Source organism: Thiomonas sp. UBA7699 (genome assembly GCF_002482605.1).
GTDB classification, from domain to species: Bacteria; Pseudomonadota; Gammaproteobacteria; order Burkholderiales; family Burkholderiaceae_C; genus Thiomonas; species Thiomonas arsenitoxydans.
The window spans coordinates 127,315-149,070 of the sequence record NZ_DLGH01000018.1 but is presented as its reverse complement, the minus strand read 5'-3'; the positions used below and the strand labels follow the sequence as shown (position 1 = coordinate 149,070).

General features: G+C 64.2%; 21 protein-coding genes. 1 reads left to right on the top strand and 20 read right to left on the bottom strand.

Annotation, left to right across the window (positions count from 1 at the left end; translation table 11 throughout):
• Positions 1-23: 23 nt before the first annotated feature.
• From B3H47_RS07860 to B3H47_RS07780, 17 genes are all read right to left on the bottom strand, one after another.
• On the bottom strand, positions 24-1,238 hold the full coding sequence (locus B3H47_RS07860; RefSeq protein WP_286986654.1) for an O-succinylhomoserine sulfhydrylase: 1,215 nt from the start codon (positions 1,236-1,238) through the stop codon (positions 24-26).
• Complete coding sequence (purF, locus tag B3H47_RS07855; RefSeq protein WP_286986653.1) at positions 1,235-2,737, bottom strand: amidophosphoribosyltransferase; 1,503 nt, start codon at positions 2,735-2,737, stop codon at positions 1,235-1,237. The genes B3H47_RS07860 and purF overlap by 4 nt, the downstream gene beginning before the upstream one ends.
• Positions 2,738-2,777: 40 nt before the next feature.
• Positions 2,778-3,269 (bottom strand): CvpA family protein, encoded by a 492-nt coding sequence (locus B3H47_RS07850; RefSeq protein WP_276706607.1) that lies wholly within the window; start codon positions 3,267-3,269, stop codon positions 2,778-2,780.
• Entirely contained in the window at positions 3,266-4,114 is an 849-nt protein-coding gene (locus B3H47_RS07845) for an SPOR domain-containing protein (RefSeq protein WP_276706603.1), read from the bottom strand. The genes B3H47_RS07850 and B3H47_RS07845 overlap by 4 nt, the downstream gene beginning before the upstream one ends.
• Positions 4,111-5,436, bottom strand: a complete 1,326-nt coding sequence (gene folC / locus B3H47_RS07840; RefSeq protein ID WP_286986652.1) for a bifunctional tetrahydrofolate synthase/dihydrofolate synthase — start codon at positions 5,434-5,436, stop codon at positions 4,111-4,113. Before folC ends, B3H47_RS07845 begins: the two co-directional genes overlap by 4 nt.
• 50 nt (positions 5,437-5,486) lie before the next feature.
• A complete protein-coding gene (gene accD / locus B3H47_RS07835) occupies positions 5,487-6,362 on the bottom strand; it encodes an acetyl-CoA carboxylase, carboxyltransferase subunit beta (RefSeq protein WP_013106595.1) in 876 nt (291 codons plus the stop codon).
• Between the two features lie 9 nt (positions 6,363-6,371).
• A complete protein-coding gene (gene trpA / locus B3H47_RS07830) occupies positions 6,372-7,181 on the bottom strand; it encodes a tryptophan synthase subunit alpha (RefSeq protein WP_286986693.1) in 810 nt (269 codons plus the stop codon).
• Between the two features lie 77 nt (positions 7,182-7,258).
• Positions 7,259-8,494, bottom strand: a complete 1,236-nt coding sequence (trpB, locus tag B3H47_RS07825; protein WP_276726956.1) for a tryptophan synthase subunit beta — start codon at positions 8,492-8,494, stop codon at positions 7,259-7,261.
• Between the two features lie 47 nt (positions 8,495-8,541).
• Positions 8,542-9,204: a phosphoribosylanthranilate isomerase gene (locus B3H47_RS07820; protein WP_286986651.1), complete on the bottom strand. Its 663-nt coding sequence runs from the start codon at positions 9,202-9,204 to the stop codon at positions 8,542-8,544.
• 6 nt (positions 9,205-9,210) lie between these two features.
• On the bottom strand, positions 9,211-9,984 hold the full coding sequence (gene truA, locus B3H47_RS07815) for a tRNA pseudouridine(38-40) synthase TruA (RefSeq protein WP_286986692.1): 774 nt from the start codon (positions 9,982-9,984) through the stop codon (positions 9,211-9,213).
• 55 nt (positions 9,985-10,039) lie between these two features.
• Complete coding sequence (locus B3H47_RS07810) at positions 10,040-12,742, bottom strand: FimV/HubP family polar landmark protein (protein ID WP_286986650.1); 2,703 nt, start codon at positions 12,740-12,742, stop codon at positions 10,040-10,042.
• A gap of 166 nt (positions 12,743-12,908) precedes the next feature.
• Complete coding sequence (asd, locus tag B3H47_RS07805) at positions 12,909-14,045, bottom strand: aspartate-semialdehyde dehydrogenase (RefSeq protein ID WP_286986649.1); 1,137 nt, start codon at positions 14,043-14,045, stop codon at positions 12,909-12,911.
• A 38-nt stretch (positions 14,046-14,083) separates the two neighbouring features.
• Positions 14,084-15,163 carry a 3-isopropylmalate dehydrogenase gene (gene leuB / locus B3H47_RS07800; protein WP_286986648.1) on the bottom strand — a complete coding sequence of 360 codons (1,080 nt, stop codon included), beginning with the start codon at positions 15,161-15,163 and terminating at the stop codon, positions 14,084-14,086.
• A 25-nt stretch (positions 15,164-15,188) separates the two neighbouring features.
• Positions 15,189-15,836 (bottom strand): 3-isopropylmalate dehydratase small subunit, encoded by a 648-nt coding sequence (gene leuD, locus B3H47_RS07795; RefSeq protein ID WP_286986647.1) that lies wholly within the window; start codon positions 15,834-15,836, stop codon positions 15,189-15,191.
• Positions 15,837-15,869: 33 nt separating this feature from the next.
• Positions 15,870-16,007: an entericidin A/B family lipoprotein gene (locus B3H47_RS07790; protein ID WP_013106604.1), complete on the bottom strand. Its 138-nt coding sequence runs from the start codon at positions 16,005-16,007 to the stop codon at positions 15,870-15,872.
• Positions 16,008-16,034: 27 nt separating this feature from the next.
• On the bottom strand, positions 16,035-17,438 hold the full coding sequence (gene leuC / locus B3H47_RS07785) for a 3-isopropylmalate dehydratase large subunit (protein ID WP_013123868.1): 1,404 nt from the start codon (positions 17,436-17,438) through the stop codon (positions 16,035-16,037).
• Positions 17,439-17,509: 71 nt separating this feature from the next.
• Positions 17,510-18,274: a class I SAM-dependent methyltransferase gene (locus tag B3H47_RS07780; protein ID WP_286986646.1), complete on the bottom strand. Its 765-nt coding sequence runs from the start codon at positions 18,272-18,274 to the stop codon at positions 17,510-17,512.
• A 151-nt stretch (positions 18,275-18,425) separates the two neighbouring features.
• On the opposite strand from B3H47_RS07780, the gene B3H47_RS07775 reads away from it, so the two are divergent.
• Positions 18,426-19,268: a helix-turn-helix transcriptional regulator gene (locus B3H47_RS07775; protein ID WP_276708061.1), complete on the top strand. Its 843-nt coding sequence runs from the start codon at positions 18,426-18,428 to the stop codon at positions 19,266-19,268.
• A gap of 72 nt (positions 19,269-19,340) precedes the next feature.
• Here the strand turns inward: B3H47_RS07775 and gltA are convergent, their stop codons facing one another.
• The 3 genes from gltA to B3H47_RS07760 all read right to left on the bottom strand — a co-directional run bounded on the left by gltA (position 19,341) and on the right by B3H47_RS07760 (position 21,733).
• Positions 19,341-20,654, bottom strand: a complete 1,314-nt coding sequence (gltA, locus tag B3H47_RS07770) for a citrate synthase (RefSeq protein ID WP_013106608.1) — start codon at positions 20,652-20,654, stop codon at positions 19,341-19,343.
• A gap of 82 nt (positions 20,655-20,736) precedes the next feature.
• A complete protein-coding gene (locus B3H47_RS07765) occupies positions 20,737-21,009 on the bottom strand; it encodes a succinate dehydrogenase assembly factor 2 (RefSeq protein WP_286986645.1) in 273 nt (90 codons plus the stop codon).
• 7 nt (positions 21,010-21,016) lie between these two features.
• Positions 21,017-21,733, bottom strand: coding sequence for a succinate dehydrogenase iron-sulfur subunit (locus B3H47_RS07760; protein ID WP_013106610.1), 717 nt, complete (start codon positions 21,731-21,733; stop codon positions 21,017-21,019).
• Positions 21,734-21,756: the final 23 nt, after the last annotated feature.

Genomic DNA, 21,756 nt, shown 5'->3' with positions numbered 1-21,756 from the left:
GAAAAAAAGACAAGAAGACGCGCTCAGCTCAGGGTCTGCAGACCCCGGCTGAGATCGCGCTGAAGATCACCCACATCTTCCAACCCCACGGCCAGGCGGATCAGCCCCTGGCCGATGCCCGCGGCCTGCCGCTGCGCTTCGCTCAGGCGGCCATGCGTGGTCGTCGCCGGGTGGGTGATGGTGGTCTTGGTGTCGCCCAGATTGGCGGTGATGGAGCAAATGCGGGTGTGGTCGATGAGGTGAAACGCCCGCGCTTTGGCCTGTTGCGCATTGTCGGCCTTGAGCTCGAACGACAGCACGGCGCCCCCGGTCTTTTGCTGACGCATGGCCAACGCATGCTGCGGATGGGTATCGAGGCCGGGATAGAACACCCGGCCGATAGCAGGCTGCGCCTGCAGCCATTGCGCCATGGCGAGCGCAGCAGAGCTGTGCGCCATCATGCGCACGCCCAGGGTTTCCATGCCCTTGAGCACCACCCAGGCATTGAAGGGCGAGAGCGACAGGCCAATGGTGCGCTGCACGGGCAGCAGCTTGTCGTGGATCGGCGCGGCTTTGCCGCACACCGCGCCTGCGATCACCCGTCCCTGTCCGTCGAGGTATTTGGTCCCGGAATGAATCACCCAGTCGGCGCCGAAATCGAGGGGACGCTGCAAGGCCGGTGAACAAAAGCAGTTGTCCACCACCAGTTGGGCGCCGGCGTCGTGCGCCAGATCGGCCAGCGCGGCGATGTCGCAGACCTCGGTCAGCGGATTGGACGGCGTTTCGGCAAACAGCAGCCGGGTATTGGGCCGCAGGGCCGCCGCCCACTGCGTCACGTCGGTTTGCGAAACGAACGTGGTCTCCACGCCGAAGCGGGCCAGCTCGCGGCCGAACAGATTGATCGTGGAGCCGAACACCCCTTGCGAGCAGATCACATGATCGCCCGCCTTGAGCAGCGCCATCGCCAGCAGCAAAATGGCGGCCATGCCACTGCCCGTGGCCATGCAGCCTTCCGCGCCTTCGAGCGCGGCAAGCCGCTGCTCGTAGCTGGAGACAGTGGGATTGGAAAAACGCGAATAGACAAAACCCTCCTGCTCCCCGGCAAACCGGGCAGCCGCGGTCGCCGCATCCGGATGCACGAAGCTGCTGGTCAGGAACAGCGCCTCGCTGTTCTCGCCGTATTGCGAACGCGGCAAGGCCTCGCGCACGGCCAGCGTATCGAGCGCGAGATCAGGGGCGCTTCGGTCTTGTGCGGTCATAACGGCTGCCCCTGCTCCTCGGCCCCTTGCAGGCTGAGCCGGCCGGTGTTGGGTGCCACGCCTTCGCCCCGGTTCTTGCCTTCATCGGGCGGCAAGGTGCCGGCGATGTAGCAGCCGTCGAAACACGACGCCTCAAACTCGACGATCTCGGGGTTGATCTCGCGGATCACCCGCTTCATGGCGTCGAGATCCTGGTAGATCAGCACATCGGCGCCGATGATCTGGCGGATTTCCTCGACACTGCGGTTGTGCGCCACCAGCTCCGAGGCCGTAGGCATGTCGATGCCGTAGATATTGGGATAGCGCACCGGCGGCGCGGCAGACGCCAGATACACCTTGCGCGCCCCGGCCTCACGCGCCATCTGCACGATTTCGCGCGAGGTGGTGCCGCGCACGATGGAGTCATCCACCAGCAGCACGTTACGCCCGGCGAATTCCTGGCCGATGGCGTTGAGTTTTTGCCGCACCGACTTCTTGCGCACCGCCTGTCCGGGCATGATGAAGGTTCGCCCCACATAGCGGTTTTTGACGAAACCCTCGCGGTACGGCCGACCCAGCCTGTGCGCGAGTTGCATGGCCGACGGCCGACTGGATTCAGGAATGGGAATGACCACATCGATCTCGCTGGGCGGCAGCACCGAGATCACCCGCTGCGCCAGCGTTTCGCCCATGCGCAAACGGGCGCGATAGACCGAAACGCCGTCGAGCGCAGAGTCTGGCCGGGCCAGATAGACGTACTCGAAGATGCAGGGATTGCGCTGCGGCTCGGCCGCGCACTGCTGGCTGTGCAATCGGCCTTGCAGATCGACAAAAATCGCCTCGCCCGGCGCGATGTCGCGCTCGAACTTGTAGCCCGTGCCTTCCAGCGCGACCGACTCGCTCGCCACCATCACCTCGCCGCCCTCGCCCGCCGTACCGAAGCACAAGGGGCGAATGCCGAAGGGATCGCGAAAAGCCAGCAGGCCGTGCCCGGCAATCAGCGCCACCACGGCGTACGAACCGCGCAAGCGAAGGTGCACCGCGCGCACCGCGGCGAAAATATCGTCGACTGAGAGCGGCAACCCGTGGGTGCGGCGCTCGATCTCGTGCGCCAGCACGTTGATCAACACCTCGGTGTCCGACTCGGTGTTGATGTGGCGGTGATCGTTATTGAACAGCTCGCGCTTGAGCGCCACCGCGTTGATCAGATTGCCGTTGTGCGCCAGCACCAGACCAAACGGCGCGTTGACGTAGAACGGCTGCGCCTCTTCCTCGCTTTCGGCGTTGCCCGCGGTTGGATAGCGCACCTGGCCGATACCGTAATCGCCCGGCAGCGCGCGCATATTGCGAGTGCGAAACACATCGCGCACCATGCCACGCGCCTTGTGCATATAGAGCTTGGAGCCCGAGCCGGTGACAATGCCCGCAGCGTCCTGACCCCGATGCTGCAACAGCAGCAGCGCGTCGTACAGAAGCTGGTTCACGGGTTGCTGCGAAATGACGCCGACGATGCCGCACATGGGAGTGGTCTTTCAGGAAACGAGGGGAGAGCCAAACATTTCAGCCTTGCGGCAAATGGGTGACGAAAGCGGCGGGCAACCAAGGGCGAATGACCAGCAACAAAGACTGCGCCGGCGGAATGAGCACCGCCGTTTTCCACATCGCGCTCTGCGCCAGCGCCGTCTGCGCGCCAAGGGCGACGAGCAACAACGACAACGCCACGCCCTTCACCAGACCGATCAGCGCGCCCATGCTGCGGTCAAAAATACCCAGTCCGCTTGCACGCAACAGCAAACGCAGCACCGAGGCGAGTATGCCCGCGCTCAGCACCACCACGATGAAACACATCGCATAGGCCGCCAACAGGCGCATATCGGTATTGTCGATGGCCTGCAAATACCTTGCACCCAGGCTGGGCGCGAAGTGCGCCGCAAACCAGACGCCCCCGATCCAACCCAACAAGGTGACGATTTCATACACGGCGCCGCGCAACAAGCTGATCAGCACGCTCAAACCCATGACGACGAGCAGGAACCAGTCCAGCGGACTCACAGCGTCAGCACCGCACCGCTGAGACCCAGCGCCTGCAGTTTGTGCAAGGCCCGCTCGGCTTCATCGCGCGTGGCAAAGGGGCCGATGCGCACCCGAACCCGCTTGCCCTGCGCAGTATCGACCACCTGGGTATAGGTCTTGAATCCGGCTTTTTCAATTTTGGCCCGCACGGACTGGGCGGCATGCGCGTCGGCAAACGCGCCTGCCTGCACCACAAACCGCGCCTTCGAGGGGGCTGCGTCTTCCTGCACCGCGTGCTGTTTATTCGCCAGCGCCGCCTCGGCCTGCGCGGCGGAAATCTGGTCGGGCGATTTGCCTTCGAGCGCTGCAAGGGCCTGGCGCGCACTGGCCAGTTGCCGTGCCTGCTCGGGTGTCGGGGCGGGTGGCTTGGGTGCTGGTGGGGGCGCGACCGGCTCCGCCTGCTGCACCGGACTGGGTTTGGGTGCTGCGGGTGTTGGCGGGGGCGCCGGTTTCGAGGCCACCTCCGGCTCGGGCGGAACTGGCGCGGGGGCCGCAGCCACAGCGCTCGCCGCATGCGCCACGGCCGCGCGTTCGCCCGAGGGCACGGACACGCTGGACGCCGCGGGCAGCATGGGCGCGGAAGCGGGCACCGCCAGCCCCGGCGCCTTGCTCTGCGAGGGAATATCGAGCGCGATGTTCGACGGCACCGGTTTGGGCTTGGAGTCGAACACCAGCGGAAACACGATCACCCCGAGCAGCACCAGCGCCACTGCGCCGATCAGACGCCGACGCGCGCGCGCTCGCAGACTGTCCTGGCTTTGCGAATCGGAGTCATCGCCTCTGGAGGAGCGACGGGCGGAATTACGGGGAGCGCCAAAGGTCATTGCGGGGAGGAAACGAGATGCTTGCCGTGAAGTCGGGGCAGCCCCTCCTGCATCACACCGCCCACGGTGTAGAAGGAGCCGAACACCACGATTCTATCGACCAGCTCCACGGCAGCCGCCGCTGCGCGCAGCGCCTGCAAGGGGTCGGGATACTGGGCGATGCGGGCGTCTGGCTTCAAGGCGAGCAAGTGAGCCGCCAGCTCTTTTGCCGACGCGGCTCGCGGCGTCGGCAAGTCGCAAAGATGCCAGACGTCGACCAGCGGCAACATGCGACGCAACATGCCGGGGATGTCTTTGTCGGCCATGGCGCCAAACACCGCGTGGGTGACGGGAAAGTAGCCCATGCTGTCGAGGTTTTCCGCCAGCACGGCGATGGCGTGGGGGTTGTGGCCCACATCGAGCACCAGCGTGGGCTGCCCCGCCAGCACCTGAAAGCGCCCGGGCAGCTCCGCTCGCGCAAACCCTTCGCGCACCGCCTGCGCCGCCACCGGCAGGGCGGCCTGCAAGGCCTCCAGCGCGGCGAGCACGCCGCTGGCGTTGAGGAGTTGATTGGCGCCGCGCAGCGCCGGAAACGCCAGGCTGTGCCGACGCTGCGCGCGCCCCTGCCAGCCCCATTGCTGCGGCAGGTGGGTGTAGTGAAAGTCGCGTCCGGCCAGCCAGAGATCGGCGCCGATGTCCTCGGCGTGAGCCCGCACCGACTGCGGCGCCTGCGGGTCGCTGACGATGGCGGGCTTCGCGGCCCGCATGATGCCCGCCTTCTCGCGTCCGATGGACTCCCGATCCGGACCGAGAAACTCCATGTGATCGAGGTCGATGCTGGTGATGATGGCGCAGTCGGTGTCGATGATGTTCACCGCATCGAGCCGCCCGCCCAGCCCGACTTCGAGAATGACGGCGTCGAGCCGCTGGCTGGCAAGCAGCGACAGAATGGCCAGGGTGGTGAACTCGAAATAGCTCAAACTCACCGCCGCGCCGCCCTCGCCTGCGGTCAGCCGGGCCTGCTCGACAGCGGCGAAATGCGGCAGCAAGTCCTGCGCATTCACCGTCTGCCCTGCGATGCGGCAGCGTTCCTCGAAATGCACCAGATGCGGCGAGGTATAGACGCCCACGCGGTAGCCCGCCGCCATGAGAATGGCTTCGAGCATGGCGCAGGTCGAGCCCTTGCCATTAGTGCCGGCCACGGTGATGACCGGGCAGGTGAATTGCAACTGCATGGCCGCGCGCACCGCCTGCACGCGCTCAAGCCCCAGGTCGATCACGCGGGCATGCAGCAACTCGGCGTGCGCTAGCCAGCCGTCCAGAGTGTGGGGTGTGGGAGACATACGCAAAGCCCGTCGCCCGCGGCTGCGAACGACGGGAAAGTCTGAGGAAATCAGGAAGCGATCGCGTCGGCAGGCTGACGCAGCAGCATGGCCAGCATTTGCGCGAGTTCGCCGCGCAGTTCACGGCGGTCAACGATACGGTCAACCGCGCCCTTTTGCAGCAGAAACTCAGCGCGCTGGAAGCCCTCAGGCAGCTTTTCGCGCACGGTGTTCTCGATCACCCGCGGGCCGGCAAAACCGATCAGCGCCTTGGGTTCGGCGAGAACCACATCGCCGATGAAGGCAAAACTGGCCGACACCCCGCCCATGGTCGGGTCGGTGAGTACGCTGATGAACGGCAGCCCGGCGGCGGACAGGCGGGTGAGCGCGGCATTGGTCTTGGCCATCTGCATCAGGCTGAGCAGCCCTTCCTGCATGCGCGCGCCGCCCGTGGCGGTAAAGCAAATGAAAGGCACCTTCTGCTCGATGGCCGCCTGCACCCCGCGCACGAAACGCTCGCCGACCACAGAGCCCATAGAGCCGCCCATGAACTCGAACTCGAAACAGGCCACCACCACCGGCAGGGTCTGGATGGCGCCGCCCATGACGATCAGCGCATCGGTCTCCTGGGTGTTTTCCAGCGCCTCCTTGAGGCGATCGGGATATTTGCGGCTGTCCTTGAATTTCAGCGGATCGATGGGCAGCACTTCCTGACCGATCTCGTACCGGCCTTCGGGGTCGAGCAACGCGTCGAGCCGCGCCCGCGCACCGATGCGCAGGTGGTGGCCGCACTTCGGACAGACGTTCTGGTTGAGCTCCAGATCCGATTTGTAGAGCACGGTTTCGCAAGACGGGCACTTGATCCACAGGCCTTCGGGCACCTGGCGCCGATCCTGCGGGCTGGTCTGTTGAATTTTGGGAGGGAGGAGCTTTTCCAGCCAACTCATAGGGTCTCCTTAAGCGTCGAGCGCCTGGCGAATGTCTTGGATGAAGCCGCGCGCAACCTCTGCCGCCTGTTCTGCGGGCTGCGCCTCCATCAATTCGATCAAACGCGAACCAATGACCACGGCATCGGCCAGCTGGCCGATCGCGCGCGCAGTCTGCGCATCGCGAATGCCGAATCCTACTCCCACGGGCACCTGCACATGGGCGCGGATGCGGGGCAGCATGGCCGCCACGGCTGAGGTGTCGAGATGGCCCGCGCCGGTCACGCCCTTGAGCGAGACGTAATACACATAGCCGCTGGCGATACGGCCCACATCGGCCATACGCGCGTCCGTGCTGGTGGGGGCGAGCAGAAAGATCGGGGCGATGTCTGCGGCCTTGAGCGCCGCGGCAAAAGCCTCGCTCTCCGCCGGCGGGTAATCGACGATGAGCACGCCATCCACGCCCGCAGCTTTGGCCGCAGCCACAAAGGCCTCCACGCCGTAGCGCTCCACCGGGTTGGCGTAACCCATCAGCACCACGGGGGTGACGGTATCGGTCTGGCGGAAATCGCGCACGAAATCGAGCACCTGGGGCAGCCCGATGCCTTTTGCAATGGCCCGCTCGGTGGCGCGCTGAATCACCGGGCCGTCGGCCATGGGATCGGAAAACGGCACGCCGAGTTCGATTACATCGGCCCCGCCCTGCACCAGGGCGTGCATCACCGCGACGGTGACTGAAGGCGCGGGATCGCCTGCAGCGATGTAGGGAATGAGCGCCTTGCGATTCTGGGCGCGAAGCTGGGCGCGAAGCTGGGCGAAGCGTTGGTCGATGCGGTTCATGTCGGTTCCGCGCGGCCGCCCCGAAGGAACCGACACCCCCTCGGGGGGAGATAAGCGCAGCGAGTCAGGGGGCTGTTTCATTTTGTGGCTCCGGACTGGCGGGCGAACAGGGTGTCGAAACTCACGCCTTCGCGCTCGGCCACGGTGTTGATGTCTTTGTCGCCGCGCCCCGAGAGATTGACCAGAATGATCTGATCAGGACGCATTTGCGGCGCCAGCTTGATGGCATGCGCCAGAGCGTGGCTGGATTCCAGCGCCGGGATGATGCCCTCGATGCGGCACAACTCATGAAAGGCCGCCAGAGCCTCGTCGTCGGTAATGCCGACGTACTCGGCTCGCCCGAGATCTTTGAGCCAGGCATGCTCGGGGCCGACACCGGGATAGTCGAGCCCGGCGGACACGGAATGCGTTTCGATGATCTGACCGTTGGCGTCCTGCAGCAGATAGGTGCGGTTGCCGTGCAGCACACCCGGCGTGCCTGCGGACAGCGAGGCGGCATGCTTGCCCGTGTCCAGCCCCAGACCGGCGGCTTCAACCCCGATGAGCCGCACCGATTCATGGGGAATGTAGGGATAGAAAATGCCCATGGCATTGCTGCCCCCGCCCACGGCGGCGATCACCGCATCGGGCTGGCGGCCGGTCATCTCGGGCATCTGCTCCAGGCATTCGTCGCCGATGACTCGCTGGAAATCGCGCACCATCTGCGGGTAGGGATGCGGCCCGGCGACGGTGCCGATGATGTAGAAGGTGTCTTCGACATGCGTGACCCAGTCGCGCAACGCTTCGTTAAGCGCATCCTTGAGCGTTTTGCTGCCCGATTCGACCGGCACTACGCGCGCGCCCAGCAGATTCATGCGATAGACATTGGGCGATTGGCGCTTGACGTCCTCGCTGCCCATATACACCACGCATTCCATGCCGTAACGCGCGGCAATAGTGGCTGTAGCCACGCCGTGCTGTCCCGCGCCGGTTTCGGCGATGACGCGCGGTTTGCCCATGCGGCGGGCCAGCATGGCCTGGCCGATGGTGTTGTTGATTTTGTGCGCGCCGGTGTGATTGAGGTCTTCGCGCTTGAGGTAAATGCGCGCGCCGCCGAGCTTGTCGCTCAGGCGGGCGGCGTGATAAACCGGGCTGGGACGGCCGACGAAGTGCTTGAGTTCGTAGCGGTATTCAGCCAGGAACTGCGGGTCGTTTTTGTAATGGTCGTAAGCCGCCTGGAGTTCTTCCAGCGCGTGGCTCAGGGTTTCGGCAATGAAGCTGCCGCCGTAGGGGCCGAAATGGCCGCTGGCGTCGGGGTAGGCATAGTCAAACATGGTGGGGTCTCGTCTGGCGCCGGGCGGAAGCTGTGCCCGCGCGCGATCTACAGGTCTGCAGCGCGAACCGCAGCGATGAACTCGGCGATGCGCTGCGCGCTCTTGATGCCCTTGGACGCTTCGACGCCGGAACTGACGTCAACCGCCCACGGGCGCACCTGCCGGATGGCATGCGTCACATTTGCAGCATGCAACCCACCAGACAAAACGAGGGGAAGCGCGACGTTTGCGGGAATGCGTGACCAATCGAAAACCTCGCCGCCCCCGCCGTATCCGGGCTGATCCGTGTCCAGAACGAGAGCTTGAGAAGTGGAAAAACGAGAAGCGAAGTCTAACAAATCCAGCCCATCGCGCATGCGCGCCGCGCGAATGTAGGGGTGGCGATAGCGGGCACAGTCTTGCGGGGTTTCATCGCCGTGGAACTGCAACAGCGCGGGGCGAATTTGGTCGATCACCTCTTCGACAAGGTCCGGCGCGGCATTCACAAACAGGGCGACGACCGAGACAAAAGGCGGCAGGCTGAACGCGATGTCACGCGCCTGCGCGACGCTCACGTTGCGCGGGCTGGGCGGATAAAACACCAGACCGATGGCATCTGCGCCGTTGTGAGCCGCCGCCTGCGCGTCTTCCACCCGGGTAATGCCGCAGATTTTGATGCGGGTTCGGTGGCGCGAGGCGGGCGAGAGCGGCAGGGGCGGCGTTTCGGACATCGGAGATCAGATCGTCAGGCCGATCTGGGTAGGTGGCGAGGGAAGATTGAATTCTGCCGGGTAATCCGGGCCGAGGAAATAAAGCCCGTCGGGCATGAAGGTCGGCGCCGCCAGGCGGCGATCGCGGCTGGCCAGAACTTCGGCGAGCCAACTCACCGGCTTGGAGCCATTGCCCACGGCCAGCAGGCTACCCACGATATTGCGCACCATGTGGTGCAGGAAGGCGTTGGCACGCAGGTCGAACACCAGGGTGTGACCATGACGCGCAATCTCAATCGCATGCAACGTCTTGACCGGGCTCAGCGCCTGGCATTCGCTGGAGCGAAATGCGCTGAAATCATGCTCGCCGAGCAGGCACTGCGCAGCGGCGCGCAAAAGGTCGAGATCGAGCGGGCGATGCGTCCAGCCCACCCTCGCGAAATCGAGCGCCGGGCGCACGGGATGGTTGCGCAGCACATAGCGATATCGGCGCTGATAGGCACTGCGGCGGGCGTCAAAAGTCTGTGGCAGATCGGTTCGTGCCCATTGCACCGCCATGTCGCGTGGCAGAAAGGCATTAACCCCGCGCACCCAGGAGGACGTCTCACGCTGCAAAGGCGTATCGAGGTGCACCACCTGGCCGAGGGCATGCACCCCGGCGTCGGTGCGTCCGGCGCAGACGGTGCGAGTCGGAAAGCCCAGAAACTGCGCGAGCGCCCGCTCCAGAAAGTCCTGCACACCGCAGCCGCCCGGCTGACTCTGCCAGCCGCAGTACGAGGTACCTCCGTAACTCAGGCCCAACGCGACTCGGAGCAGAGGACGCCCGACTTGCGGGCCGGAGGAGGCGGAGGACGAATCAGCGGCCAATCTTGTCCAGCATATCCTGCGCGCGCTTCTTGAGTTGCGGGTCGCCTTCGGCAATCACCTCACCCAGCAGGTTGCGCGCCGACTCGTTATCGCCGATGGCCATGCTTTCTGCCGCGAGTTCCAGACGGAGATCGAGCGAGGGCCTGGACTCGCTGAACTGCGGCTCCAGCTTGGGCGGTTCGGTGTGCGATTCCTCGAGCGATTTGACTTCGTTGTCCTGCAGGGAAATGCTGCTCAGATCGAACTCAAGTGCGTTGTCATGTACGGCAGCTTTCGTGGTCTCAGCGGCAGTCTCAGCGGCACCGAGCGTCGAGGCGGGCGCGCCAAAATCGGACGGCATATTGAAGTCCAGGCCGCCCGGCAATAGGAAATCAGCATCCGCAGCTTTGCCGGGCTCTTTTTCGGGGGTCGGCGGCGCGCTGGAGAATGCCGAGGGCACCTCGATTTCGGGCAGAGAAGGAACGGCGGGTGACGCAGTTGCCGCTGAAGAAGCCGGTTCGCCCATCGGCAAGTTCAGATCCAGGTCCAGATGCTCGGGCATCGGCGTCTTGGCCGCGGCCGTTTCCACGCCCGAAAGCATTTCGGTGCTGGGCAAGGTTTGCGGAGTCAGCGCAGCCAAAGCGGTGGGGGTGGCCACCGGGAACTCTGTCTGCGGCATGGTCGACGGCGCGCCCAGCGTGCTGGGGAGCACGGTGTTGTGATACAGCGGGTTGACCGGGTCGAGACTGCGACCGAGATCCTGAGCGCGTTTCCAGTCTTCGCCCACGCCCTGCGTCAACGCAAAGAGTTCTGCGGCGCCCACTTCGAAGGAGCGGGAATCCTTGCGTTTGGCATAGATTTCCAGCAGTTTGAGCCGCGCTGCCAGACGGTCGGGGTTGGTCTTGACGGCCTCCTTGAGGATTTCTTCGGCCTGCAGATCGCGGCCGTAGGCCAGATACACATCGGCCTCGGCGACCGGATCGACGTCATTGGTGTCGAGCTGGCTGGAGGAGAAGGTGGAGCTCATATTGCCATTGCGCGTATCGACGCGCTCGCCACCCGTGCCGCCAAAAAAGCTATCGGCCACACTCATGCGACTATCGAAGACCGACACATCGCGCTGCGACTTTGCCGCCTTTTTGCGCTGCGCCAGCCAGGCGAGCAACAGCAGCAGAATCACCAAAGCGCCGCCCACAGGCAACAGCAAGGGGTTGGAAAGCAGACTGCTGAAGAAGCTCCCCTGCTCGGCTGGGGCAGGCTTGACGACCTTCGGGGGCACAGGCTTCGCCACCGGCGCGGGCGCAGGGGCAGATGCGGGAGCCGAAGCGGCCACAGGCGCCGACGCCGACTTGGCAGCCGATGCGGCATGCGCCGCCGAAGCGGTTGCGACGGCCGCCGCAGCCGCGCTGGGCGCCTCGGCCGGTTTCGCAGACGCCGAGGCAGCAGCCACCGGCGCGGGCACGGGGCTCTTCACCGGCACGGTCAGCGCCGCGGCAGGCTTACTTGCCACGGCGGCCACGGTTGCCGCGGGTGCGGCGGCTTGCGGCTTGGCCGCTGCGACGGTCTGCGCCTGCTTGGACAGCGCGCTAAGCTCGTCGACATTTTTCTGCAACTGCTTGATCTTCTGTTCGTCGAGCGCTTCCTGCTTCTTGTCGGCGATCTGCTGGGCCTTCTGCGTGCCAGCCACCTCGGCCTTGCTCAATTTGAGCTTGCTTTCAGCCTGCGCGCCCGCGGCAGCAGGCTCCTGTACCTGGGCCTGGACTTTGCCCGTCACCTCGCGCTGCGACTGCGGCTTGGCCTGCCCGCCCATTTCCGCCAGACGACGGCGGTAGGCGTTGAAACTCTCGCTCTGAGCCAGAACGAAACGGCGCGCTTCGGGCTGCGAAACGGCCTGCGCCTGTTCGGCAGTAGGCATTTGCAGCACGCTGCCAGTCTTCACCAGATTGATGTTTCCGTCGATGAAGGCCGACTGGTTGGCGCGGTAAATGGCCGTAAGCATCTGGTCGAGCGAGACGGACTGCACACCCGATGCGTTGGCGATTTTGCTCAGGGTGTCGCCCTGCTTGACCACATACTGGCCGGGAGCCGCAGCAGACTTGGTGGGCGATTTTTTCGCATTCACCGAAGGCTGCGGCGTTTGCAGCGCGGGCGCAACCGGCATCGCCGGGGTCGGGGCGTTGGCAGCATTAGCGGCATTCGACACCGAGGGCGCCACCGGCATGGCGGGCGCGGGCGACGGTGCGGCGGTCTGAACCGGCACCTGAGTCGGTGTGGGAGTGCTCTGGAAATTAGGCGGATCGAGCAGCAGGGTGTAGTCGCGGCTCAACTGGCCATTGGCCCACTGCGCACGGATCAACAGATCGAGAAAGGGTTCGTTGATCGGGCTGTTGGACGTGACGCGCAGGTAGGCGCGACCTTCCGGGCTGCGCTCAAGCTTGATCCGCACGCCCGACAGCGCACTGCTGTAATGCAGCTTGGCGGCCTGAAACGCATCGGGCGGCGCAACGCCCACCTGCAGTGAAGACGCCTCGTCAGCGCTGATCTGGGTAATGTCGATTTCCGCCCTCAGGGGCTGGCCCAAGGCGGACTGCACCTTGATGCCCCCGAGGCCGAATGCATAGGCCTGACCAGCAGTTGCGCCCAAGGCGATTGCCAGGGCCAGACGTCGAGTGTTCTGTCGCAGCATGTCGGCTGCCCCCCAATTTTTGATCATGTCGAATGCGCGAATTTCTCTGCGGCTGCAGAACTAAATTGCGTCAAATTTCACCATATCATCAACAAATTAGGCTGACAAGTTGATGCGCCAAGACAGGCCGGTGCAAGCCCGGCGACTGTGGCATTCCGGCGATTTCGGCTGACTTGCCGTGCAAACCCGGCAGTCAACGACGCTCAAGCAGAATGCGCAGCATGCGACGCAGCGGTTCGGCCGCGCCCCACAACAATTGGTCGCCCACGGTGAACGCGCCCAGATAGTCTGGCCCCATGGCCAGCTTGCGTAGCCGCCCCACCGGAATCTGCATCGTGCCGGTCACCGCAACGGGCGTGAGTTGCTGCATGGTCGCTTCGCGCTCGTTGGGGACGACCTGAACCCAGTCGTTATCGGCCGCGATCATGTCTTCGATCTCGTCGAGCGGAACGTCTTTCTTGAGCTTGAAGGTCAGCGCCTGACTGTGGCAGCGCATGGCGCCGACGCGCACGCAAAAACCATCGACCGGCACTGCAGGCGAGCCGAACCCGGCGCCCTGCCCGAGGATCTTGTTGGTCTCCGCCCCGCCCTTCCACTCTTCGCGCGACACGCCATTGCCCAGGTCTTTGTCGATCCAGGGAATCAGGCTGCCGGCCAAGGGCACGCCGAAGTGCTGGGTCTGCGCGGCGTCGAGCGCCTTTTGCTGGGCCAGCACATCGCGGTCGATGGCCAGAATGGCCGAAGCCGGGTCGTCCAGCAGCGCCCGCACCGATGCGTTGAGCGTGCCGAACTGCGTGAGCAATTCGCGCATGTGCTGCGCGCCGCCGCCCGAGGCTGCCTGATAGGTCATACTGGTCATCCACTCCACCAGTCCGGCCTTGTAAAGCGCGCCCACGCCCATGAGCATGCAGCTCACGGTGCAGTTGCCGCCAATCCAGTTGTTGCCGCCTTTGCTCATCGCCGCATCGATGACGGGGCGGTTGACCGGGTCGAGAATGATGATGCAGTCGTCGCGCATGCGCAGGGTGGAGGCGGCGTCGATCCAGTGCCCTCTCCAGCCGGAGGCGCGCAGCTTGTCGAACACCGCCGTGGTGTAGTCGCCGCCTTGCGCGGTGAGGATGATGTCGCAGCGGCGCAGTTGCTCCAGATCGTGTGCGTCCTGCAGCGTGGTTTCGTTTTTCGCTTCCGCCGGGGCCTTGCCGCCCGCGTTGCTGGTGCTGAAAAACAGCGGTTCGATCAGGTCGAAATCGCCCTCTTGGCGCATACGTTGCATCAGCACGGAACCCACCATGCCGCGCCATCCCACCAAACCCACCAAAGTCGTTGCCATCATCCGTTCCGTTATGTGTTGTCTTTCCAATGCTGCGCTCAACCCAGCGCGGCGACTACCGCGTCGCCCATTTGCGCGGTGCTGATTTTTTGCGTGCCCGGCGCGTGAATGTCGGGTGTGCGCAAGCCCTGTGCGAGCGCCTTCTGCACGGCGGCCTCGATGCGGTCGGCCTGCTCGGCCAGCCCCAAGGAATGCCGCAACATCATGGCCGCACTGAGAATGGTCGCCAGCGGATTGGCGATGCCCTGCCCGGCGATGTCGGGTGCGCTGCCGTGGCTTGGCTCATACAAGCCCTGTCCCTTTTCGTTCAGCGACGCCGACGGCAGCATGCCGATGGAGCCGGTGAGCATCGACGCCTCGTCGCTGAGAATGTCGCCGAACATATTGCCGGTGACGATGACGTCGAATTTTTTCGGCGCCTTGACGAGCTGCATCGCAGCGTTGTCCACATACATATGGTCGAGCTGCACGTCCGGGTACTGCTGGCCGACTTCGGTGACGATGTCTTTCCAGAACTGGAAGGTCTCCAGCACATTGGCCTTGTCCACGCTGGTCAGTCGCTTGTTGCGGCCCTGCGCCGCCTTGAACGCCACATGCGCAATGCGCTCGATTTCCGGGCGGCTGTAGCGCATGGTGTCGAAGGCTTCGGGCTGGCCGGCGAAGGCACCGTCGGGCGCGGTACGCCGTCCGCGCGGCTGGCCGAAGTAGATGTCGCCGGTCAGTTCGCGCACGATGAGAATGTCCAGGCCTGAAACCACTTCGGGCTTCAGGCTAGAGGCATCGGCCAGCTGGGCGTACAGAATGGCTGGCCGCAGATTGGCGAACAGGCCGAGGTTTTTGCGCAAACCCAAAATGGCCTGTTCGGGGCGCAGGTGCCGCTCCAGCGTGTCGTACTTCCAGTCGCCCACCGCGCCGAACAGCACCGCGTCGGCCGACTTGGCCAGGCTCAGGGTGGCCTCGGGCAACGGATGGCCGCTGGCGGCATAGGCCGCGCCACCGACCGGCGCGAATTCGAAGGTGAAGTCGAATCCGTCTTGCGCAATGCGTTGGAGCACCTTGACGGCTTCGGCAATGATTTCGGGCCCGATTCCGTCTCCGGGCAATACGGCAATTTTCATGTGTGGGGGTTGCGTGGGGGTTGCGTTACAGGATGCGGTTGTCGAGCCAGGGCATGCGCGTCAGGCGCTCGGCCTCATAGGCGCGGATCTCTTGCGCATGGCCGAGGGTGAGGCCGATGTCGTCGAGCCCGTTGATCAGGCAGTGCTTGCGGAAGTCACCCACCTCGAAAGCCAGCTCGCTGCCATCGGGCTTGACCACCACCTGCCGCGGCAGATCGATGGTGAGCGTGTAGCCGACGAAACCATAGAGTTCGTCGAACAGCCGGGCCACCTGCGCTTTCGACAACACAATCGGCAGCACGCCGTTCTTGAAGCAGTTGTTGTAGAAAATGTCGGCGTAGCTGCTGGCGATCAGGGCGCGAAAGCCGTATTGCTGCAATGCCCAGGGCGCATGTTCGCGGGACGAACCGCAACCGAAGTTGTCGCGCGCCAGCAAAATGCTCGCCCCCGCATAGCGCGGCTGGTTGAGCGCGAAGTCGGGGTTGGGTTTGCGCGTGGCAGGGTCTTGCCCCGGTTCGCCGTGATCGAGATAGCGCCACTCGTCAAACAGATTCGGGCCGAAGCCGCTGCGACGGATCGACTTCAGGAACTGCTTGGGAATGATGGCGTCGGTATCGACGTTGTCGCGATCCATTGGCGCGACCAGTCCCTTGTGGACGACGAATTTTTCCATGGTGTCTTTCCGCGTTGCCGCGGCGTTCGGGTGTTATTTCGACTTATCAGCCGCGTTGGTGATGGCCTGACCACCTGCCTTGAGGTCCTGGCCCACGCCAGCCACGGTATTGCAAGCGGTCAGGGAAAGCAGCGTGGCGGCAAGCAAAAGAATGGACAGCAGAGGTTTCATTTCAATCTCCTGAAAAAGTAGCGCAAATCATGACAGCTTGCGCACATCGACAAAGTGACCGGCAACTGCCGCGGCCGCGGCCATCGCCGGACTGACCAGATGGGTTCGACCGCCCGCCCCCTGCCGACCTTCGAAATTGCGATTGGAGGTGGAGGCGCAGCGCTCGCCCGGCTCCAGGCGGTCGGCGTTCATCGCCAGGCACATGGAGCAGCCGGGCTCGCGCCATTCGAAACCGGCGGCCTTGAAAATCTTGTCCAGCCCTTCGGCTTCGGCCTGCGCCTTCACCAACCCCGAGCCCGGCACCACCAGCGCCTGCCGCACATTCGCGGCGATATGCCGCCCGGCCAGCACCTGCGCCGCATCGCGCAGGTCTTCGATGCGCGAATTGGTGCAGGAGCCGATGAACACCTTGTCGATGCGGATATCGGCAATGGCCTTGTTCGGCTCCAGGCCCATATAGGTCAGTGCGCGTTCCATCGCCGAGCGCTTGTTGGCATCTTTCTCTTTGTCGGGATCGGGCACGCGGGCGTCGATCGGCAGCACCATTTCGGGCGAAGTGCCCCAGGTGACTTGCGGCACGAGTTCGCGGGCGTCGAGCGTGACCACGCGGTCGAACTTCGCGTCGGCGTCGGAATGCAGGCCCCGCCAGTACTGCACCGCCATGTCCCAGGCGACGCCGGTGGGCGCGAAGGGACGGCCGCGCACATAGTTGATCGTCGTGTCGTCCACGGCCACCAGCCCGGCGCGGGCGCCGGCTTCGATGGCCATATTGCACAGCGTCATGCGGCCTTCCATGCTGAGCGCGGCGATGGTGCTGCCGCCGAACTCGATGGTGTAGCCGGTGCCCCCGGCAGTGCCGATCTTGCCGATGACGGCCAGCGCGATGTCTTTGGCGCGGCAGCCCACGGGCAGCGGCCCGTCCACGCGCACCAGCATGTTCTTCATCTTGGGCGCCAGCAGGGTTTGCGTGGCCAGCACATGCTCGACTTCACTGGTGCCGATGCCGAAGGCCAGCGCGCCGAACGCGCCGTGGGTGCTGGTGTGCGAATCGCCGCAAACCACGGTCATGCCGGGCAGGGTGGCGCCCTGCTCCGGGCCGATGACATGCACGATGCCCTGGCGGCGGTCGTTCATGCGGAATTCGGTGATGCCGTTGGCGGCGCAGTTGGCGTCGAGCGTATCAACCTGCAGCTTTGATATCGGATCGGCGATGCCTTCGGCGCGGTCGGTCGTGGGCACGTTGTGATCGGCCACTGCCAGATTCGCGCTCACCCGCCAGACCTTGCGACCCGCGAGTTGCAGCCCTTCAAAGGCCTGCGGGCTGGTGACTTCATGCACCAGATGGCGGTCGATGTAAAGCAGCGCGGTGCCATCTTCTTCGGTGCGCACCACATGCTCGTCCCACAATTTGTCGTACAGCGTTCGGCCCATCGGCATCTCCTGCGTCTTGTTCGCGGTGTGCGCAAGACTTGTCATGAAAGGTTGATTTTAGTTGGCGCGCTTCACGCCGTGCTCGGCTGAGTTTGCAGCCATGCCACGGACAGATCGAACGATCCATCGGGCTGAACGCGCATCGCCTCGCGCGCCTCCTGCGGCGCCTGCGCCCACACTTCGCGAATGGCCTGCACGCGCAGCTCCGGGGTGCGCATGCGCGCCACCCACGAGGCGAATTCCATGGTCAGACTCCAGCCCTCCATACTCGGCGCGGCAAAGCCCGCCCGCTGCAGCAGGGCGCTCCACTCCGAGACGCGGTAATCGCGCACATGCGAAGCGTCGCGCAAGATCTCCACCGTCTGCAGCAGGGTGTCGCACAGCGGCGACTCCAGGGCCACGACATCGATGATGACCAGCGTTCCCTGCGGCTTGATAACCCGGCGCATTTCGCGCAATGCGGCAGGCACATCGGGCCAGTGATGCGCGGAAAAGCGGGTGACCACTAGATCGAAGCTGGCATCGGCGAAGGGCAGTTTGTCGGCCGGACCCTGGCAAGTCTGCAGATCGTGCAGGCCGCGAGTTGCCGCCTCTTGCGCCACGATGGCGAGCATCGCGGGCGACAGGTCCAAGGCGGTGACCTGCGCGCCCGCGGCCGCCAGGGCGAAGCTGGCGTGTCCGGCTCCGCAACCGACATCGAGCGCCCGGCAGGGGTGCTCTTTCTCCACCATCGCGGCTAGACGTTGCAGATCGCGCCCCTGCGCATGAACGGCGCTGGTGAGGTAGGCGGCAGCGCTAACGCCGAACTGATGGGCGGCCAAAGCGGGCTGTTTCAAGAGGGTGCTCCAAGACGATGGAAAGACGACGGAGCAAAAGATAGCCCAGCATTTTTCCTGGTACAAGATGACAAAACATACTGGTATAAAAACCTACCAGCCTGGGAACCTACCGTTGTCCTCACCTTCGCCTTCATCTTCTTGAAAGACCATGTCGCTGCCGCCAACCTCCATGCCCTTCGATCCGAACCAGGGCAGCCGCCTTCTGGGCGATTTCATCCGTCTGCACCGCAACCGTCTGTCGCCTGCCGCAGCGGGCTTGCCTGCGACGGGGCGGCGACGAGCGCCCGGACTGCGCCGCGAAGAGCTCGCCTCGCTCTGCGGCGTCAGCGCTACCTGGATCACCTGGCTGGAACAGGGGCGGCCGGTCGCGCCATCAGCCAAGACGCTGGAACGTGTGGCGCATGCGCTGCAACTGACCCCTGCGGAGCGCGCCTATCTGTTCGAGCTGGCGCAGCGGCGCGACCCGAGCGAACCCGCGACACCGACAAAAGCGGTCGATGCCGTTCTGCGCAGCGTGCATGCCATAGTCCATCCCGCCTATGTGCTCAACCAGCGATGGGACGTGGTGGCGGGCAACGCTCAGGCGCAGGATCTGTTTCTCGGCTGGCAGACCTCCCCCGCCACACCACACACCGAACCAGCCACTGAGGAGCCGCCCAACCTGTTGCGCTTTCTGTTTTTCAACCCGCAGGCGCGCGGGCTGATCGAAAATTGGCCGCTACGTTCGCAGCGGCTTGTGGCGGAATTCCGGGCGGACTGCGGCGGGCGCCTGCACACCTCGCCCTTGCGCGCCTTGATCGATGAACTGAGCGCGCTCAGCCCCGAGTTTGACGCGTTCTGGAAACTCAATGATGTGCAGGAGCGCGAAGGCGGCGAAAGGGGCTTTGTCCATCCCCGGCACGGCCGCCTGGTGTATGAACAACTCACCCTGCGGGCGGCGCTGCACCCGGAGTACAAACTGGTGATGCTGCTCCCGGTCGCGACACCGTAATAAACAAATCTTTGAACAAAAAAAGACCGCGCCCAGCGCGGTCTTTACAGGCAATGGATGAATGCCGACCGATCAGCCGCGCTCCGCGATGGGCTTGACATCGCGGCGCACCGACCCGGTGAACAGTTGGCGCGGACGGCCGATCTTGTACTCGGGATCGGTGAGCATTTCGTTGAGCTGCGCGATCCAACCCACGGTGCGCGCCAGCGCGAAGTTGGCGGTAAACAGCGACACCGGCACGCCGATGGCCTTCTGCACGATGCCCGAATAAAAATCGACGTTGGGATAGAGCTTGCGCTGGATGAAGTAGTCGTCTTCCAGCGCGATTTTTTCCAGCGTCATCGCCAGCTTGAACAGCGGGTCGTTGTGGAGGCCCAGGGCGTCGAGCACTTCGTGGCAGGTCTCGCGCATGAGCTTAGCGCGCGGGTCGTAGTTCTTGTAAACGCGGTGGCCGAAACCCATCAGCCGCACCGAGGAGTTCTTGTCTTTGACTTCGCTGATGAACTCGCCGATCTTCGCCACGCCGCCCTTGGCCTGGATGTCGTCGAGCATGTTCAGACAGGCTTCGTTGGCGCCGCCATGCGCCGGGCCCCACAGGCAGGCCACGCCGGCCGCGATGGCCGCGAAGGGGTTGGTGCCGCTGGAGGCGCACAGCCGTACCGTCGAGGTGGACGCGTTCTGTTCGTGGTCAGCATGGAGGATGAAAATGCGGTCGAGCGCGCGCTCGATCACCGGGTTGGGCACGTAATCCTCGCAGGGCGTGGCCCACATCATGCGCATGAAGTTGGCCGCATAGCTCAGGTCGTTGCGCGGGTACATATAGGGCTGGCCTTGGTTGTACTTGTAGGCCATGGCCACCAGCGTGGGCATTTTGGCGATGAGCCGGATGGCCGAAATGTCGCGCTGCTCGGGATCGTTGACGTTGATCGAGTCGGGATAGAACGCCGACATCGCCCCCACCAGCCCGGTGAGCACCGCCATCGGATGGGCGTCACGGCGGAATCCGCGCAGAAAGAACTGCATCTGCTCGTGCACCATAGTGTGCTGGGTCACGCGATCGGAGAAGGCCTTTTTCTGTTCGGCGTTGGGCAGCTCCCCGTAGAGGATGAGGTAGCAAGTCTCCATGTAATCGCACTGCACCGCGATCTGGTCGATGGGATAGCCGCGGTAGAGCAGCTCGCCCTTGTCGCCGTCGATATAGGTGATGGCCGAGCTGCAAGAGGCGGTGGACAGAAAGCCTGGGTCATAGGTGAATTTGCCGGTCTGGCCGTAGAGCTTGCGGATGTCGATCACGTCCGGGCCGATGGTGCCTTTGTAAATCGGCAAGTCGACGCTCGGTGCTCCGTCGCTGAACGAGAGCGTGGCTTTATCGCTTGAAGGGGTCATTTTGAAATCTCCGGGGACTGTGTAATGAGGCTCCCGGAGGCAGACCCCGGGGACGGAATGACGCAAGCCCGTACTTGCGGGCTCACAAGCGCTGCAAAGTGTCAAGCAAGCCCCGGATCGGCGGTGTATCCAGTTCTTCCGGGAGCGGGGTTTTAAGCATGAAAAGATCTAAAAGCGTGTTGTCGTCCAGTGCGAGCAGGGCGCCCAGCGCCGCCACCTCTTCGCTGCTGAGCGGCGTTTCGCGTTGGGCAAAGTAGCGCTGCAGAATCAGATCGTTCTCCAGCATGCCGCGCCGCGCGCGCCAGCGCAGCCGGGACAGGTCGGCGGCGTCGGCAGGGGCGTTCGCATGCAGCATGGCAGACTCAGACGGCGCGGCGCACCATCATTTCCTTGATCTTGCTGATGGCCAGCGTGGGATTGAGCTCTTTCGGGCACACGTCCACGCAGTTCATGATGGTGTGGCAGCGGAACAGGCGGTAAGGGTCTTCGAGATTGTCGAGGCGCTCGCCGGTGGCTTCGTCGCGGCTGTCGGCGATGAATCGATAGGCCTGCAAAAGCCCTGCGGGGCCGACGAATTTGTCGGGATTCCACCAGAAACTCGGGCAACTGGTGCTGCAACTCGCGCACAGAATGCACTCGTAAAGACCGTTGAGCTCTTCGCGTTCGGCGGGGCTTTGCAGACGCTCTTTTTCCGGCGGCGGCGTGTTGTTGACCAGATAGGGCTTGATCGAGTGGTACTGGTTGAAGAACTGGGTCATGTCCACGATCAGGTCGCGGATGACAGGCAGGCCCGGCAAGGGCTTGAGCACCACCGGCTCCTTGAGGGTGAGCAGGTTGGTGATGCAGGCCAGGCCGTTTTTACCGTTGATGTTCATCGCATCCGACCCGCACACCCCTTCGCGGCAGGAACGGCGGATGGACAGCGAATCGTCGAGTTCCCACTTGATGCGCTGGATGGCGTCGAGCAGCATCTTGTCGGTGTGCTGCAACGTCACCTCATAGTCCTGCATGTAGGGCTTGGCGTCTTTATCCGGGTCGTAGCGGTAGATCGAAAACTTCATCTTGCGCGTGTCGTTCATATGCGCTCCTCATGCCTGCCGTG